The sequence below is a fragment of the Polaribacter vadi genome, from assembly GCF_018861005.1.
Taxonomy (GTDB): domain Bacteria; phylum Bacteroidota; class Bacteroidia; order Flavobacteriales; family Flavobacteriaceae; genus Polaribacter; species Polaribacter vadi_A.
In genome coordinates, this window is the sequence record NZ_JAHKQL010000026.1 from 1 (window position 1) to 18,107 (window position 18,107).

The following is an 18,107-nucleotide window of genomic DNA, read 5'->3' on the forward strand; positions in this document are numbered from 1 at the left end:
ATCACTTGTATTAGGTGTTGCTATTCCATCTGCATCAAAAGTAGAAACTAAATCTGAAGCTGTAACTCCTGAAGGTATTCCTGCAGTTACAGTTGTTGGATCTACTGTTATTGTATAATTACCAGCTGGTAAATTATCGAATAAATATGTTCCATCTGGAGCTGTTGTTGTTATAATATCATCACTTGCATCTCCAGGAGTTCCTGGATCTAATGTTACAGTGATACCTGGTAAACCATTTTCACCAACACCTTGAACTCCATCTTTATCTGCATCATACCAAATTGTGTCTCCAATAGAAGCTGGTGCATAATAACCAAAATCTTGGTCTAAATTATCTTCTCCATCAGCTAATGTAACATCACTTGCATTGGCAGTTCCTATTCCATCATTATCATAAGTTTGATCTAAATCTGCAATTGTAACTCCTGCTGGTAATCCACCAGTTACTGTACTTAAATCTACACTTACTGTGTAATCTCCTGCAACTAAATCATCAAATAAATAATTTCCATTTACATCTGTTGTTGTAGTTACATCATCACTTGCATCTCCAGGAGTACCTGGATCTAAAGTTACTGTTGCTCCTTCTAATCCGTTTTCACCAACATCAGAACCATCTTTATCTGCATCATACCAAATTGTGTCTCCAATAGAAGCTGGTGCATAGTAACCAAAATCTTGGTCTAAATTATCTTCTCCATCAGCTAATGTAACATCACTTGCATTGGCAGTTCCTGTTCCATCATTATCATAAGTTTGATCTAAATCTGCAATTGTAACGCCTGCTGGGAATCCACCAGTTACTGTACTTAAATCTACACTTACTGTGTAATCTCCTGCAACTAAATCATCAAATAAATAATTTCCATTTACATCTGTTGTTGTAGTTACATCATCACTTGCATCTCCAGGAGTTCCAGGATCTAATGTTACTGTTGCTCCTTCTAATCCGTTTTCACCAACATTAGAACCGTCTTTGTTTGCATCGTACCAAACTGTATCTCCTATTGAACTAGGTGCGTAATAACCAAAATCTTGGTCTAAATTATCTTCTCCTGCAACTAAAGTAACATCACTTGTATTGGCAGTTCCTGTTCCATCATTATCAAAAGTTTGATCTAAATCTGCAATTGTAACGCCTGCTGGAAATCCACCAGTTACTGTGCTTAAATCTACACTTACTGTGTAATCTCCTACAACTAAATCATCAAATAAATAGTTTCCATTTGCATCTGTAGTTGTAGTTACATCATCACTTGCATCTCCAGGAGTTCCTGGATCTAGGGTTACTGTTGCTCCTTCTAATCCGTTTTCACCAAGATTAGAACCATCTTTGTTTGCATCGTACCAAACTGTATCTCCTATTGAACTAGGTGCATAGTATCCAAAATCTTGGTCTAAATTATTTGCTCCTAATCCTAGAGTTACATCACTAGTATTTGCAGTACCTATTCCATCATTATCAAATGTTTCTGCTAAATCTGATGCTGTAACTCCTGCTGGTAAACCACTTGTTACTGTGCTTGCATCAACTGTAACAGTATAATCACCTGGAGGTAAATTATCGAATAAATAATTACCATTTGCATCTGTTGTAGTGGTTACATCATCACTTGCATCTCCAGGAGTGCCAGGATCTAATGTTACAGTTGCTCCTTCCAATCCGTTTTCACCTACATTAGAACCATCTTTATTTGCATCGTACCAAACTGTATCTCCTATTGAACCTGGTAAAACTGTTAATTTTGCTGATGCAATTTCTTCTAAACAAACTTTATCTAAATGTGTTAGTTTTACATAATACTCATTACCATCTAAACTGTTTGTAGTTGGATTTATAGTTAGAGATGTAGTATTTACACCTGAGTAAATACCAGCGTTATTTAATAAAGTTCCTCCATTATTAGGATCTCCTAAATACCATTGGTATAAAATTCTACCTGAAGCATTTCCTGGAGAATCATAAACTGGATTACCTGATAAATAATTGGTTGCCATATCTGCAGAACCTACAACAGTAAATGTAGCAGATTGACCTGTACCTACAGTTTGATCTGAAGGAGGAGTATCTATTGACAATTGATGTGCAATCGTTTCTTTACCTTCTGTACCATTGTAACCTCCTGTACCACCAGTTACTAAACCATCAGCATCAAAACCAGTTCCATCTATAATTCCATCATTATTTAAATCTAAACCTCCTGATTCTTCTACATCTAAACAACCATCACCATCAGAATCTAAATCTTGTGAGTTTGGTATACCATCTCCATCTGTATCTAAACAAACTTGGTTACCTGTTAAATCTACATTTAACACTTTAGCCCCATCATTTGTACCAGAAGCTGGTCCATTTGAAAAAGCTGTAACTGTTAAACCATTTCTTAATTCTAATAAGTAAATAACACCAGATCCATTATTACCTAAGTAAATTTTACCATCTAAAGTACTATAAACTGCTCCGTAAATACCAGAAGGTAAATTAACTACAGAACCAACAAGGCTAGAAACTTCATTAGTAGTATCGAACTTATATAAATTACTTGTATTATTTGCAACTCCATAGAAATTACCATCTGAGGCATTAAAAGCAATATCAGAAACATTAAAACCACCTGCTGAAAAAGAAGATATTTCAGTTTTATAGGTAGCTGAACTAGGATCTGCATCTATTACTGTTACTTTTGAAGAAGTTGTAATAACATATTGTTTTTTAATAGGATCGTAAGCACCTGAATAAGCTGATGTACTGATTGGTAAAGTTTCTACAATATTAAATGTTGTAGGATCTATTAGAACTACGTTATTTGCTGTTCTATTTACGGCCCAGAATAAATTATCTGCTTCATTTGCAGCAACAGCATTTGCTTGAAATGTTAAATCTTTATGTGGAGTAGAAACTCCTGTAGTTAAATCTACTAAATATACTTTTGTAGGGTTTCCTTGAAAAAGGTAACCTTTAGTAGCATTTGGAAAAGTAGATACTGCATTTCCACAACCTTCATCTTCATCTAAAATTCCATCATTATCATCATCTAAATCACAAGAATTATTAATTCCGTCTGCATCTGGATCGTTAGCAGTTACTACACCCACTGTTGCTCCAATTGAACAACGTGATGAATAACCAAAATCTTGATCTAAATTATCTTCTCCAGCACCTAAAGTAACATCACTTCTACTTACACTTGCTGTTCCATCATTGTCATAAGTTGGTGTTAAATCATCTGTTGTTACATTAGCAGGTAAACCTCCTGTAACTGTTGATGTGTTTACGCTTACTGTATAATCGTCAGCAGGTAAATTATCAAATAAATAATCACCATTAGCATCTGTTGTTGTAGTTACATCATCACTTATATCTCCAGGAGTACCTGGATCTAAAGTTACTGTTGCACCTTCTAAACCGTTTTCTGTACCGTTTAAAGTTCCATCTCCATCAGCATCATACCAAACTGTATCTCCTATTGAACCTAATTGTATAATTCCAAAATTTACTTCTGTTTCTATTTCTGTACCTACAGAAACTGAGATAATTCCGTTTGTATTTCCATCATTACCTGCAGATGTTCCTTGATTTTCTCCAGTATTTGACCAATTTGCAGGCAAATTAGGTGTGTTAGTTCCTGTAGGAGTTGTGTGTAAAACTATTGTGTAATTGGTGTTTTTATCTACATTTTCTAAAAACTCATAACTCCCATCATTTTCTACTGGTATTGTAGATAAAATGTTATTAGAAGAATCAACTAAACTTACATATAACTGAATTCCACTAGGAGTTGAAATTCCATTTCCATCAACTGTATTATCATCTAATTGATCTAAATCATTAAAAACATTACCTGTTATACCTGGCACAATTGGATTAGTAGGGTTATCTATAAAAGTATCATCAGAAATACCATAAAATTTAACATCTGCTTCACCATTATTATCAATTCTAAATCCGTATATCGCTGATGGTGAATTAAACAATTCAACATCTACTACAGAAAAATATTGTGGTTGAGAAGCATTTTGTCCTGCTGATCCATAACCTATGTTCCAATCATATTTTCTACTTCCATTTCCTGTTGTACTTCCTCCTCCATTATTTGGGCCTTGAGTAAATCCAAAACGTAATGTACGTGCTGAAGCTATTGGGTTTCCATTTGCATCAAGGGGAGTTACTGAAAAAAATGTATTACCAAATCTTTCGCTCACTACAAGATGATCATCATCTGTTAATGCTTTTTTCCACAAAATATCAAAGTCATTTGCTGGTGGAATATTAGATACACCATCATAATATAAGTAATTTAGTGCATTTCTACTATTAACCATATCTTGCATTGCATCTTCCCAAGCTGAAACACCGTCTTTTACTTCTGTTTTTACGCCTTCATTATAAACACCAACTCCAGTAGCTGCAGTTGTGAAATTATTATTAGTAACAAAAGAACCTAGAGCATTAAAGAAATCTAGTGTTTTAATAGTTCCTCCACCATCATCAATTTTTAAATAATTCATTAATACTGGCAAATTTGTTTGATTTGCAGCTGGTGTTGAAGCTGTACCAAACCCATTTGTTTGGGTAATGGTGTTTCCATTAAATTCAAATTGCACTTCTGTTACAGGTATATTATCTGTACCTAACACTACATCATATAATGTTTGTGCTTTTACTATTCCAGAAAATAGAAAAATGAAAAGAATTGATAAGGGTAATTTTATTTTCATTTGATAATTGTTTTTTAATTTATTTGATAGATTGGTTAATTTGAATATAATTTTAAGCTCTTTAAAAAATTAAATACGATAGTTATAATGATTCTTAATTTAAAGAATAGATTATAAATGAATAACAAATGAAAAATATAAAAGTTTTCAATTGCATATATCAAGTGTTTTTTTATTTAAAAGGTAACTAGAAGTACTTTCATTTTTTTAGCTTAGGGTTTATAGGTTTACTTTAAAAGGGTTATTTATTTAATGTATTATTATTTACAAATATAATAGTGCATTCTTATTCTATTAAGAGAATAAAGATGAACTGTATTTAAACATAGTTAAATTGCTAAAAAATTAGGGTAATACATTGTTTAAAAAAGAGAAAAACTATAATTCTAATTTAAGAATTATGGGGATGTAGTGTAGGGTAAATCTAAAAAGCTTTTAAATTTATTTATTCACTTTAATATACAATTTTTAGCTAATTTTATATAGGCTAAAACTAGAACTTGCATTAAAATAAATTGAGGTGGTACAAATTTACAAAAAAAATATTAATAACAAATACATTATCATTTATTTATCTTAAAAAATAGAACACTAATACTTATATTTTCATGTATATTTGCAGCCCATTAGTAGAAAGAAAATGAGATTACACAGAAACTTAACATTTGCTGTTATAGACAGCATTAGAGATATATTTAACGAAGGTGTTTATGCAGACAAAGCTGTAGAAAAAGCACTAAAAAGAGATAAACGTTGGGGAGCTAGAGATCGTAAGTTTGTGGCAGAAACAATTTACGATATTGTACGTTGGAACCGTTTATATGCAGAAATAGCAGAAGTAAAAACCCCTTTTGATAGAGATAATATTTGGAGGCTATTTTCTGTATGGTGTATTTTAAGAGGAATTGCATTACCTGATTGGAACCAAATTGGTGATGTACCAGAAAGAAGAATTAAAGGTCGTTTTGCAGAATTATCTAAAACTAGAAAATTTAGAGAATCTATACCTGATTGGATGGATGAACTTTGTGCTAAAGAATTAGGTGAAGATATTTGGACAAAAGAAATTGCTGCTTTAAACGAACAAGCAAAAGTTATTCTTAGAACCAATACATTAAATATATCAAGAGAAATTCTTCAGAAAAAATTAAGATCTGAAAATGTAATTACAGAAATTGTTCCTAACCATCCAGATGCTTTGGTATTGCCAGAAAGAGCAAATGTATTTAGAACAGAAGCTTTTCATAATGGATATTTCGAAGTGCAAGATGCTTCATCGCAATTAGTAGCAGCTTACTGTGATGTAAAACCGGGAATGAAAGTAGTAGATACTTGTGCTGGTGCTGGTGGTAAAACTTTGCATTTATCTGCATTAATGGAAAATAAAGGGCAAGTAATTGCAATGGATATTTACGAAAGTAAATTGCGTAAATTAAAAGTAAGAGCCAAAAGAAATAAAGCACATAACATTGAGTTACGTGTAATAGATTCTACAAAACCAATTAAAAAATTACATGGTAAAGCAGATAGAGTTTTAATTGATGCTCCTTGTTCTGGATTAGGTGTTATCCGTAGAAATCCAGATTCTAAATGGAAATTACAACCTGAATTTATTGATAATATTAAAAAAGTACAACAAGAAGTTTTACAGCAGTATTCTAAAATGGTAAAACCAGGAGGAAAAATGGTTTATGCTACTTGTTCTATTTTACCATCCGAAAATCAAAATCAAGTTAATACTTTCTTAACATCAGAAGCAGGAAAAGATTTTACTTTTGTAAAAGATAAAAAAGTGTTAGCTCATAAATCTGGCTTTGACGGGTTTTATATGGCTCTATTAGAAAAAAAATAGTTTTTATACTTTAATTGCTGGTATAAAAATTTAGTGGTGTTGAAAAAGAAATCATTTCAAATTAAAACATAATAATGAAAAGATTATTCAATTTACTTTTAGTATTAAGTATTAGCTTAAATACTTTATCACAAGAAAACTATTACAATGATGTTAATTTAAATGTAACTGGTTTAACTTTAAAAGAAGAACTGGCTACAAAAATTATAAGTACTCATACTCAGTTTTTATTTTATGATCAAGTTTGGGATGCAAGTAAAGCAACAGACGTAAATCCTAATAATAGCAACCAAGTATTATTAATCTATGGTTTTGAAGATGGTTCTGATACAGATGTAACTAATGATCGTGAACGTGGAATTAATGAGAATAGTGGTAGTTCTGGAGATTGGAACAGAGAACATGTTTACTCACAATCTTTAGGTACACCAGCTTTATCAGATTCTGGTCCAGGTTCAGATGCACATCATTTAAGACCAGCAGATGCGCAAAGAAACTCATCTAGAAACAACAGAAAATTTACAACTGGTTCAGGTAATTCTGGTATTCAAACTGATGGTGGTTGGTATCCAGGAGATGAATGGAAAGGAGATGTTGCAAGAATGATGATGTATATGTATGTAAGATATAATGATCGTTGTTTGCCAACAAACATTGGTTTTGGAGACAACTCCTCTACTCCAGATGATATGATTGATTTATTTTTACAATGGAATGTTGAAGACCCTGTTTCTGACTTTGAAAGACAAAGAAATACGTATCACGAAAATACTACCAATCAAAATGCACAAGGAAATAGAAATCCTTTTATAGACAATCCAATTTTAGCTACCAGAATTTGGGGAGGCACAAAAGCTGAAGACTCTTGGGGAATTTACACCAGTTCAGACACAGAAGCTCCTACTGCTCCAACAAATTTATCAACAACTAATGTTACTACCTTTTCTTTAGATTTATCTTGGACAGCAGCTACAGATAATACAGCTGTTACAAGTTATGATATTTATATTGATGGCAATTTAGTAACTGCAACTTCAAATACATCAGTTACTTTATCAAATTTATCATCAAATACAAATTATAGTTTTACAGTTTTTGCTAAAGATATTGTAAATAATTCATCAGAATCTAGTACTGCTTTAAACGTTTCTACTTTAGCTGATAATGAAGCTCCAACAACACCAACTAATGTAACTATTAGTAATGAAACAGAATCTACATTTATTGTTTCTTGGTCTTCATCTACAGACAATACAAAAGTAGATTTTTACGAGGTTTATATTGATGATTTATTTGTGAACTCTTCAGAAAATGAGATGTATACAGTAACAGGCTTAACACCTTCTACAACTTTTAAAGTAGAAATTTTAGCTGTTGACGAAGTTGGCAATAAATCAAATTTATCGAATGCTGTAAGTGCATCTACCACAAATGGCTCTACAGTTGCTAACGAATTATTTTTCTCAGAATACATAGAAGGTTCTAGTAATAACAAAGCATTAGAAATTGTAAACTTAACAAATGCTGATATAGACATCTCTATCTACAGTATAAAAAGACAATCTAATGGAGGTGTAAATGGTGATGAATGGGAATATAATTTACCACTAACTGGTATTATAAAATCGCAAGATGTTTATGTAATTGTAAACGAAGCAGCAGGTGAATTTACTTCTTCAACTTCTGAAACAGTTAAAGAAGCTGGGCAATTTTTAATAGAACAAGCTGATTTTATTCAAATTCATGATGGAGACACAAATTTTGGAGCTCCTATAAATTTTAATGGTAATGACCCTGTTGGCTTATTTAAAAATGATGTTTTAATTGATATTATTGGGACTTATAATGGTGGGACTTCTAACTTTGCAAAAGACAAAACTATACGTAGAAAAAGTGGTGTTTCTCAACCAAACACAACATTCGATTTAGAAAATGAATGGGATGTTTTTGCAAAAGATAATGCAGAAGATTTTGGCTCTCATAGTGCCATTGTTCTTTCTACAGATCAATTTAATTTAGATGGAATTAAGTTTTATCCTAATCCTGCAAACGATTATATCAGAATACAAAACAACTCCAATAAAGTTATTAAAAACCTAAGTATTACTAATGTTTTAGGCAAAAAAGTAGTTTCTGAGCAAAATCCATCAGAAGGAATTAACATTCAACAAATATCAAAAGGTATTTACATTCTTCAATTTCAAGTTGATGGAAAAATATATTCAACTAAAATCATTAAAAAATAAATGAAAAAAACATTACTTTTAATTGCTATTCTTAGTTTTTACAGTGCAATAGCACAATTAACACCTCCATCAGATTTACAAGACTATTATAAAGATGTAGATTTCAATTTAACTGGCACAGATTTATTTGATGATTTGGCTGTAGAAACTATTGCGAAACATACAAATATTTTACAATATTCTGAAAGACATAATTATTTATACAATGCTGATAGCGATTTAAACAATGCGTCTAATGTGGTATTAATGTACAGTTCAGAAAGTAGAGATAAAAGAGAATATTTATCTGGTAACAATTCTTATTCTCCACAAACTTTTAATACAGAACACGTTTACCCTCAATCTTTAATTGGTAACACTGCAAAAGGAGATTTGCATCATTTAAGAGCTTGCGACACCAATATAAACAGTTCTAGAGGTAACAACCCATTTGCAAGTGGTTCTGGAACTTATGCAAACTATAATTCTTCTTGGTTTCCTGGAGATGAATGGAAAGGTGATGTTGCCAGAATGATTATGTACTTAAACTTAAGATATGATGAATCTTTTAGTGATATTGGTTCTTTGGATTTATTTTTACAATGGAATGAAGAAGACCCAGTTTCAGATTTTGAAATTCAACGAAACAACGTTATTTCAGCAACCCAAGGTAATAGAAATCCGTTTATAGACAATCCATATTTAGCTACCATAATTTGGGGAGGTACTGCAGCAGAAAATCGTTGGTCTACATTAAGTACAGACAATTTTTCTTCTATTAGTAACATTAAAGTTTATCCAAACCCAACATCAATAAATAGAATAACTATTGATGTTCCTGTTGGTTTAAACATTTCTTCTGTAACCTTGTATTCTGTTATTGGTACTAAAGTTTACGAAGCTAAAATTCCTAACCTTACTAACAATAAAATTAAGATTCAAAACCTTAAAAACGGAATGTATCTGTTAAAAATTAATAGTGATAACAAAAGTATTACCAAAAAAATCATTGTTAAATAACTTGAATATTCAATAAATAATCATAAAAGACGGCTTTTCTAGTCGTCTTTTTTAGTTTATAAGTAAGTGAATAACTATTCATTTAATCTTATGTTTTAATTTGAAATTAGGTATTTTTGCATTTTACAACAAAACGCAAACACTACTTAAAAATGATTCATTTCTTTGGAAACAAAAGCAGCAAAGTATTCGCTGTTCAAACTACAAAAGAATTATCTTCAGAAAATATTTCTAAATTGGTATGGCTTTTTGCCAATCAACCTAAAATAGAAGAAACATCAATAGATGCTTTTTTTGTTGGCCCAAGAGCAGCAATGATTACTCCTTGGAGTACAAATGCAGTAGAAATTACTCAGAATATGGGGATTTCAGACATTATCAGAATTGAAGAATTTTTAGCTTCAACTGAAGATTTTTCTGATTTCGATCCAATGATTTCTGAAAAATTTAATGGATTAAATCAAGAGTCTTTTTCTATTGATATTCAACCAGAAGCAATTTTAGAAATTGAAGATATAGCTGCTTACAACACTCAAGAAGGTTTATCTTTAAGTGAAGAGGAAGTTGAATATTTAGAAAGTGTTGCTACTAAAATTGGTAGAAAATTAACAGATTCTGAAGTATTTGGTTTTAGCCAAGTAAACTCAGAACACTGTAGACATAAAATATTTAACGGAACTTTTGTTATTGATGGAGAAGAAATGCCTACTTCCCTATTCAAATTGATAAAAGAAACGTCGAAACAATTTCCTAACGATATTGTTTCAGCATATAAAGATAATGTTGCCTTTGTAAAAGGACCAAAAGTGGAACAATTTGCACCTAAAAGTGCAGATAAACCAGATTTTTATGAAACATCAGATTTCGAATCTGTAATTTCATTAAAAGCAGAAACTCATAATTTTCCAACTACTGTAGAGCCTTTTAATGGAGCTGCAACTGGTTCTGGAGGAGAAATTAGAGATAGACTTGCAGGTGGTAAAGGTTCTTTACCTTTAGCAGGAACAGCTGTTTACATGACTTCTTATTCGCGTTTGGAAGCCTCTTTAAATTCTAACGAAAATCCAAGATATTGGGAAAAAAAGTTTGAAGCTAGAGATTGGTTATATCAAACTCCAATGGATATTTTAATAAAAGCATCTAATGGAGCTTCAGATTTTGGTAACAAATTCGGTCAACCATTAATTACAGGTTCTGTATTAACTTTTGAACACGAAGAAAATGCTTCTTCAAGTGATGCTGCTGCAAGAAAATTGGGTTTCGACAAAGTAATTATGCAAGCAGGTGGAATTGGTTATGGAAAAGCAGAACAAGCTTTAAAAGATACACCAAAAGAAGGTGATAAAATTGTAATTCTTGGAGGTGAAAACTACAGAATTGGAATGGGTGGAGCTGCAGTTTCTTCTGCAGATACAGGAGCTTTAGATTCAGGTATTGAATTAAATGCTGTACAACGTTCTAACCCAGAAATGCAAAAACGTGCTGCAAACGCAGTTCGTGGAATGGTAGAAAGTGAAGAAAACTTTATTGTTTCAATTCATGATCATGGTGCAGGTGGACATTTAAATTGTTTATCAGAATTAGTAGAAGATACTGGTGGTAAAATCGATTTAGATAAATTACCTGTTGGAGACCCTACATTATCAGCAAAAGAAATTATTGGTAATGAATCTCAAGAAAGAATGGGATTAGTAATTGCTGATAAACATTTAGAAACTTTACATAAAATTGCAGATAGAGAACGTTCTCCTATTTATGATGTTGGTGAAGTTACAGGAAATGATCGTTTTACTTTTGAATCTAAAACTACTGGTGAAAAACCAATGGATTTAGCTTTAGAAGATATGTTTGGTTCATCGCCAAAAACAATAATGACAGATAAAACTGTCATCAGAAAATATAAAAATCCACGTTATAAAACCAAGAATTTAAAAATCTATTTAGAGCAAGTTTTACAATTAGAAGCTGTGGCTTGTAAAGATTGGTTAACAAATAAAGTAGATAGATGTGTAGGTGGTAAAGTTGCCAAACAACAATGTGTGGGGCCTTTGCAAATTCCGTTAAATAATGTTGGAGTTATGGCATTAGATTATAACGGAAAAGAAGGAGTTGCTACTTCAATTGGCCACTCTCCTATTTCGGCATTAATAAACCCAGAAGCAGGAAGTAGAAATGCAATTACAGAGTCTTTAACAAACATTATTTGGGCACCTTTAAAAGATAATTTAGATTCAATTTCATTATCTGCAAACTGGATGTGGCCTTGTAAAAATGAAGGTGAAGATGCTCGTTTATACAAAGCTGTAAAAGCTGTTTCAGAATTCTCTTTAGGTTTAGGAATCAATGTTCCAACTGGTAAAGATTCTTTATCAATGAAACAAAAATATCCTGATGGAGATGTAATTGCTCCAGGAACTGTAATTATTTCTGCTGCAGGTAACTGTAATGAAATAAGTAAGGTTGTTGAGCCTGTTTTACAAGTTAATGGAGAAAACATCTATTACATTAATATTTCTCAAGACGAGTTTAAATTAGGAGGAAGTTCTTTCTTACAAGTTTTAAATACTATTGGAAATGAGGCACCAGATGTTACAAATACTGCTTTTGTAAAAAATGCATTTAATACAATTCAAGATTTAATTAAAGGGGATAAAATTACTGCAGGACATGATGTTGCTTCTGGAGGATTGATTACCACTTTATTAGAAATGTGTTTTGCTGATGTTAATTTAGGAGCAGATTTAAACATTTCTTCTTTAAATGAAGAAGATTCTTTAAAAGTATTGTTCTCAGAAAATTCAGGTATTGTTTTTCAAGCTGATGCTTCTGTAGAAACAATTTTATCAGAAAATAACATTGAGTTTTTTAATATTGGTACTGCAAACAATTCAGGAACTGTAAACATTAAAAACAACGAAGATAATTTTACGTTTGATGTTGCTGAAATGAGAGATGTTTGGTATAAAACTTCTTTTTTATTAGATCAAAAACAAACAGCTAATAATTTAGCTCAAGATCGTTTTGATAATTTTAAAAATCAGCCATTAACGTATAAATTCCCAGAGAATTTTACGGGTAAACTTCCTAAAATTGGAAAAGACAAACCAAAAGCTGCTATTATTCGTGAAAAAGGATCTAATTCTGAACGTGAAATGGCAAATGCAATGTATTTAGCTGGTTTTGATGTAAAAGATGTACACATGACAGATTTAATTTCTGGTCGTGAAACTTTAGAAGATATTCAGTTTATTGGAGCTGTTGGTGGTTTCTCTAACTCAGATGTTTTAGGTTCTGCTAAAGGTTGGGCAGGAGCTTTTAAATACAATGAAAAAGCAAAAACATCATTAAAGAATTTCTTTAAAAGAGAAGATACTTTATCTGTTGGTATTTGTAATGGTTGTCAGCTTTGGATGGAATTAGATTTGATAAACCCTGAACATATAGTTCATGGAAAAATGGTTCATAACGATTCTCAGAAGCACGAAAGTTCATTTACTTCTGTAAAAATTCAAGAAAACAATTCTGTAATGTTATCTTCTTTAGCTGGTACAGAATTAGGTGTTTGGATTTCTCATGGTGAAGGAAAATTCAGTTTACCAGAATCTGAAGAAAACTATAATATTGTTGCAAAATACGGTTACGAAGGTTACCCTAACAATCCTAATGGTTCTGACTTTAACACTGCAATGATGTGTGATGCTTCAGGAAGACATTTAGTAACAATGCCTCATATAGAGCGTTCTACTTTTCAATGGAATTGGGCAAATTACCCAACAGATAGAAATGATGAAGTTTCTCCTTGGTTAGAAGCTTTTGTAAATGCAAAAAATTGGTTGACGAAATAATATTTCGCCCTAAACTTTATATTTAAAAAGGGCTTAAAAGCCCTTTTTTTTTGGGTCTAATAAAAAAATTATATATACTATTTAATCAATAAAATATGATAATTCCAAAAAAATATAGATTTATAGTTGAATTAGGAAGAGCACTTCATATTTATGGGATTCCTTCTTATAAAATACAATCTTACTTAACAGAAGTCGCAAATAATAAAGGAATTAAAGGAAGCTTCATGGATTTCCCAACGTGGATCAATTATGCTTTTTATGATGATGAAGAATCATTTAATTATATAGAATGTATACCTCCAGGAATATTAAATTTAGGTGCTTTTTCTAGGGTTGCAGAACTTACCAAAAAAGTAATTAATTCTGAAGTTGACAGTGATGAAATTAGTGAAGAATTAAGCATAATACATCAAAAAACAAAAAAAGTAAATCACTTTTACTTAACATTAGCTTACGCTTTTGCTGCTGGTGCTTTTAGCTTAATTATTGGTACAAACTGGATTTCTTTTTGGCTATCTTTATTAACAGGCTCATTGGTTTATCTAATGGTTTATTTAACTTCAAAATCAAAATATATAGAAAATGTATTTGAATCACTAAGTGCTTTGTTAATCACTATAATTAGTTGTCTAATAAAACAAGTTGTTCCCGAATTTAATGTTGGTTTAACCATTCTTGCTTCCATAATTATCTTTGTACCAGGCTTAGGTATAACAACTGCTTTAGAAGAAATTACTTCTAAAAATTTAGTTTCTGGTAGTGCTAAACTTTTTGATGCTATTATCTTATTATTCAAACAGTTTTTTGGAGTTTTATTAGGTTTTGGGTTAATGACCACTTTAATGGAAGTTAATATAGTAGATACTACTTCAGAAATGCCAAAATGGATTAACTTTTTTGCAATTCCTGTTCTATCTATTTCATTATTCCCTGTGCTTCAAGTAAGAAAAAAAGACATGTTTTTTGGTGTATTAACAGGCGCAATCTCTTTTTCTATTATTATATTATTATCTGGCTTAGGTATTTTAATAAGCACCTTTATTGGTACTTTAACTGTAGTTGGTATTAGTAGTTTATTTGGTAGAATTTCTAAAACCCCAAAAACTGTATATTTAATTCAGGGTATAATTATTCTAGTACCTGGTAGTAAATCTTTTATTGGTTTAAGCAATTCTTTTTTAAATAAATCTGCAGTATCTTCTGGCAACGTTTTTGAAGAAATTGCATTTATTTTAATGGGTATAATTGGTGGTTTACTTTTTGCAGGTACTTTTAGAGACAATAGTAGTAGTAGAGATTAATTAAGTTAAAAAAAACTGTTTCAATTTCTTGAAACAGTTTTAAAATAAAAAGTTGGGGGAATATTTTAGTTTTTAGAAAGCTATTAAAACCTTACCCCAAAAAAAAGGGTAGCTAAATCATAAACAACTAATAATAAGCACTTTAATTTAATTCTAAATAAAAATTTATTGAGTGTTAATTAACAATCTTTAAGGTAAGAATAATTAATCATTTTTTAATATAAAGTCTAAATTTTATTTTAATATGTGTCACAAATTAGTTTTTAGTTGGTCTTTAAAGAAACAACTCAACTTTTAAATATGAAAAATAAAATTACATTATTAGTTACACTTTTTTTATCAGCAACATTTTTTGCTCAAAAAAACATTGAAGCTTCAGACATTTTGCAAGACATTAAAAACGGAAAATCTATTACTTACCAAAATGCAACAATAGTTGGTACTTTAGATTTTACTTATATGGATGAAGCTATGGAAAAACTACCATCTAAAAGAAAAAGTAGTTGGTGGGGAACTGGAAGTTCAACCAATGAGATTAAGAAATTAATTGAAGTTAAAATTTCTTTTATAAACTGTACTTTTAAAGATGATGTTTTAGCTTACATTCCAGATGAAGATTCAGGTTACACTTTTACTGCAAGTTTCGAAGATATTGCAATATTTAAAAACTGTAATTTTGAAAGAAAAGCAATGTTTAAATACTCTCGTTTTGAAAGAGAAGCAGATTTTTCTGGTTCTACCTTTGAAGATGATAGCACTTTTAAATATGCTAAATTTGATAGAGACATTAGTTTTGAAAACTCAAAATTTAGTGAAATTTCAACTTTTAAATACGCTAAATTCAGTAGAAAAGTAAGTTTTGCAAATGCTATTTTCGAAGACTCAGCTGTTTTTAAATACACAAAATTTAATGATGGTGTTTCTTTTAATAATACCAATTTCGAAGAAGATTTAAATATTAAATACATGCAAGTTTCTGGTGATTTCGATATTTCTAAAATGAAAGTTGGTTATGATATCGATTCTAAATACACCAAAATAAATGGTAAAGACTTTAATAAATACTTATTGAGTAACAATTAGAAAACACATAAAATCGAAGAAAAGGTTGGCAATTTGTCAACCTTTTTTTTTGATAAACCTTTAAAATAAAAAATATTGATTTTATATTAATTTAAAATACAAAACATATAAATCAAGATAAATGTTAGCTACATCACATAAAACCAAATAAAATAATTTTAAAGGAAAACACAATATTAACCATCAAAAAATATATAATTCATAAAATAACAAGTCTATTAATTAGTATTTGTAAATTCAAGTAATTTTAGTACTTTGCAATACTACAAAATAGAATATATGCCCAAAGAAATTACAAGGTTATTTGATTTTCCTTATTATCAATTAGAAAAATACAATCTTAAAAAAGCATTCTCTACAAAATACAATGGAAATTGGCAATCAATTTCTACACAAGAATATATAGATAAATCGAACCAATTAAGTAGAGGCTTACTTAAATTAGGCATACAACCTAATGATAAAATTGCCATTATTTCTACAGAAAATAGGACAGAATGGAATATCTGCGATATTGGTATTTTACAAACTGGCGCACAAACTGTACCTATTTATCCTACAATTTCTAAAGAAGATTATGAATATGTATTAAGTCATTCAGAATCTACTTATTGTTTTGTTTCTGATGAAGAAATTTTAGAAAAGCTAAATAAAATTAAAGGTAATACCAAACTTAAAGGCGTTTATACTTTTAAAGATATTAAAGGAGAAAATAGCTGGAAAGAAATCTTAGAATTAGGTAAAGAAGCCGATAATCAAACAGAGGTAGATACAAGAAAAGCTAATGTAAAATCTGATGATTTAGCCACCCTAATTTACACTTCTGGCACAACAGGTAAACCTAAAGGAGTTATGCTTTCTCATAACAATATCGTATCTAATGTTTTATCATCAGAAAAAAGAGTACCATTAGAATATGGTAATTCTATTGGTTTAAGTTTTTTACCTGTTTGTCATATTTTTGAACGTATGATTTTATATCTATATCAATATTGTGGAGTAGATATTTATTTTGCAGAATCTATAGAAAAATTATCAGAAAATGCAAAAGAAATAAAGCCACATGTAATGACAGCTGTACCTCGTCTTTATGAAAAAATTTACGACAAAATTATTTTAAAGGGCGAAGATTTATCAGGCATTAAAAAGAGCTTATTCTTTTGGGCAGTAAATCTAGGTTTAAAATACGAACCAAATGGAGCAAATGGTTGGTGGTACGAAAAACAATTAGGTTTAGCACGTAAACTTATTTTTTCTAAATGGCAAGCTGCTTTAGGTGGAGACTTAAAATTAATGGTTTCTGGTAGTGCTGCATTACAACCAAGATTAACGCGAGTTTTTGCTGCTGCAGGAATGCCAATTATGGAAGGTTATGGTTTAACAGAAACATCTCCAGTAATTGCTGTAAATGATCAAAAAGACAGAAACTTTAGAGTAGGTACTGTTGGTAAAGTTATTGATGATGTAGAAGTTAAAATTGCTGATAATGGAGAAATTTTAGTAAAAGGACCTAATGTAATGTTAGGCTACTACAAAGATGACGAAAAAACAGCTAGTGTTATGAATGGCGAATATTTTTGTACAGGTGATAAAGGTGAATTTGATAAAGATGGTTTTTTAAAAATTACAGGTAGAACCAAAGAAATGTTTAAAACTTCTGGGGGTAAATATGTTGTTCCGCCTTTATTAGAAGGCGAACTAAAACAATCTCTTTTTATAGAACAAGTAATGGTTGTTGGTGAAGGTGAAAAAATGCCTGCTGCTATTATACAACCTAACTTTCAATTTGTTAAAGATTGGATTAAGCATAAAAACTTAGAAATAGGTACAACTAACCAAGAAATTATTACTTCTGATATTGTTATAAAACGCATACAAAAAGAAGTAAATAAGTGTAATAGTAATTTTGGTAAATGGGAACAAATAAAACGTTTTGAACTCACGCCTGAAGAATGGTCTATTGATGGTGGTCATTTAACCCCAACAATGAAAATGAAAAGAGAAGTTATTAAGAATATATATATTAATCTTTACGAAAAAATTTATAGAGGTTAAA

General features: G+C 30.6%; 8 protein-coding genes. 7 read left to right on the forward strand and 1 reads right to left on the reverse strand.

Annotated features, from left to right (window positions below; all coding sequences use genetic code 11):
- Window positions 1–4,722 (reverse strand): SdrD B-like domain-containing protein (locus tag KO506_RS12320; protein WP_215995223.1); only part of this gene is annotated, 4,722 nt, incomplete at its 3' end.
- A gap of 640 nt (window positions 4,723–5,362) precedes the next feature.
- Between KO506_RS12320 and KO506_RS12325 the strand changes: the two genes are divergently transcribed.
- The 7 genes from KO506_RS12325 (at window position 5,363) to KO506_RS12355 (ending at window position 18,106) form a co-directional block, all read left to right on the forward strand.
- The gene (locus KO506_RS12325; RefSeq protein ID WP_215995224.1) at window positions 5,363–6,574 is read left to right on the forward strand and encodes an RsmB/NOP family class I SAM-dependent RNA methyltransferase; all 1,212 of its coding nucleotides are present in this window, start codon (window positions 5,363–5,365) and stop codon (window positions 6,572–6,574) included.
- Between the two features lie 74 nt (window positions 6,575–6,648).
- Window positions 6,649–8,820 (forward strand): endonuclease, encoded by a 2,172-nt coding sequence (locus KO506_RS12330; RefSeq protein ID WP_215995225.1) that lies wholly within the window; start codon window positions 6,649–6,651, stop codon window positions 8,818–8,820.
- The gene (locus tag KO506_RS12335; protein ID WP_215995226.1) at window positions 8,821–9,819 is read left to right on the forward strand and encodes an endonuclease; all 999 of its coding nucleotides are present in this window, start codon (window positions 8,821–8,823) and stop codon (window positions 9,817–9,819) included.
- A gap of 152 nt (window positions 9,820–9,971) precedes the next feature.
- Window positions 9,972–13,664, forward strand: a complete 3,693-nt coding sequence (gene purL / locus KO506_RS12340; RefSeq protein ID WP_215995227.1) for a phosphoribosylformylglycinamidine synthase — start codon at window positions 9,972–9,974, stop codon at window positions 13,662–13,664.
- Window positions 13,665–13,759: 95 nt separating this feature from the next.
- Entirely contained in the window at window positions 13,760–14,968 is a 1,209-nt protein-coding gene (locus KO506_RS12345; protein ID WP_215995228.1) for a threonine/serine ThrE exporter family protein, read from the forward strand.
- Window positions 14,969–15,268: 300 nt separating this feature from the next.
- Window positions 15,269–16,051 carry a pentapeptide repeat-containing protein gene (locus KO506_RS12350; RefSeq protein ID WP_215995229.1) on the forward strand — a complete coding sequence of 261 codons (783 nt, stop codon included), beginning with the start codon at window positions 15,269–15,271 and terminating at the stop codon, window positions 16,049–16,051.
- Window positions 16,052–16,330: 279 nt separating this feature from the next.
- Complete coding sequence (locus KO506_RS12355) at window positions 16,331–18,106, forward strand: AMP-dependent synthetase/ligase (RefSeq protein ID WP_215995230.1); 1,776 nt, start codon at window positions 16,331–16,333, stop codon at window positions 18,104–18,106.
- Window position 18,107: the final 1 nt, after the last annotated feature.

Excerpts from the sequence above, each read along its gene's own strand:
- KO506_RS12350 (WP_215995229.1), top strand. The coding sequence starts at position 15,269 with ATGAAAAATAAAATTACATTATTAGTTACACTTTTTTTATCAGCAACA.
- KO506_RS12330 (WP_215995225.1), top strand. The coding sequence starts at position 6,649 with ATGAAAAGATTATTCAATTTACTTTTAGTATTAAGTATTAGCTTAAAT.
- KO506_RS12355 (WP_215995230.1), top strand. The coding sequence starts at position 16,331 with ATGCCCAAAGAAATTACAAGGTTATTTGATTTTCCTTATTATCAATTA.
- purL (WP_215995227.1), top strand. The coding sequence starts at position 9,972 with ATGATTCATTTCTTTGGAAACAAAAGCAGCAAAGTATTCGCTGTTCAA.
- KO506_RS12335 (WP_215995226.1), top strand. The coding sequence starts at position 8,821 with ATGAAAAAAACATTACTTTTAATTGCTATTCTTAGTTTTTACAGTGCA.
- KO506_RS12345 (WP_215995228.1), top strand. The coding sequence starts at position 13,760 with ATGATAATTCCAAAAAAATATAGATTTATAGTTGAATTAGGAAGAGCA.
- KO506_RS12325 (WP_215995224.1), top strand. The coding sequence starts at position 5,363 with ATGAGATTACACAGAAACTTAACATTTGCTGTTATAGACAGCATTAGA.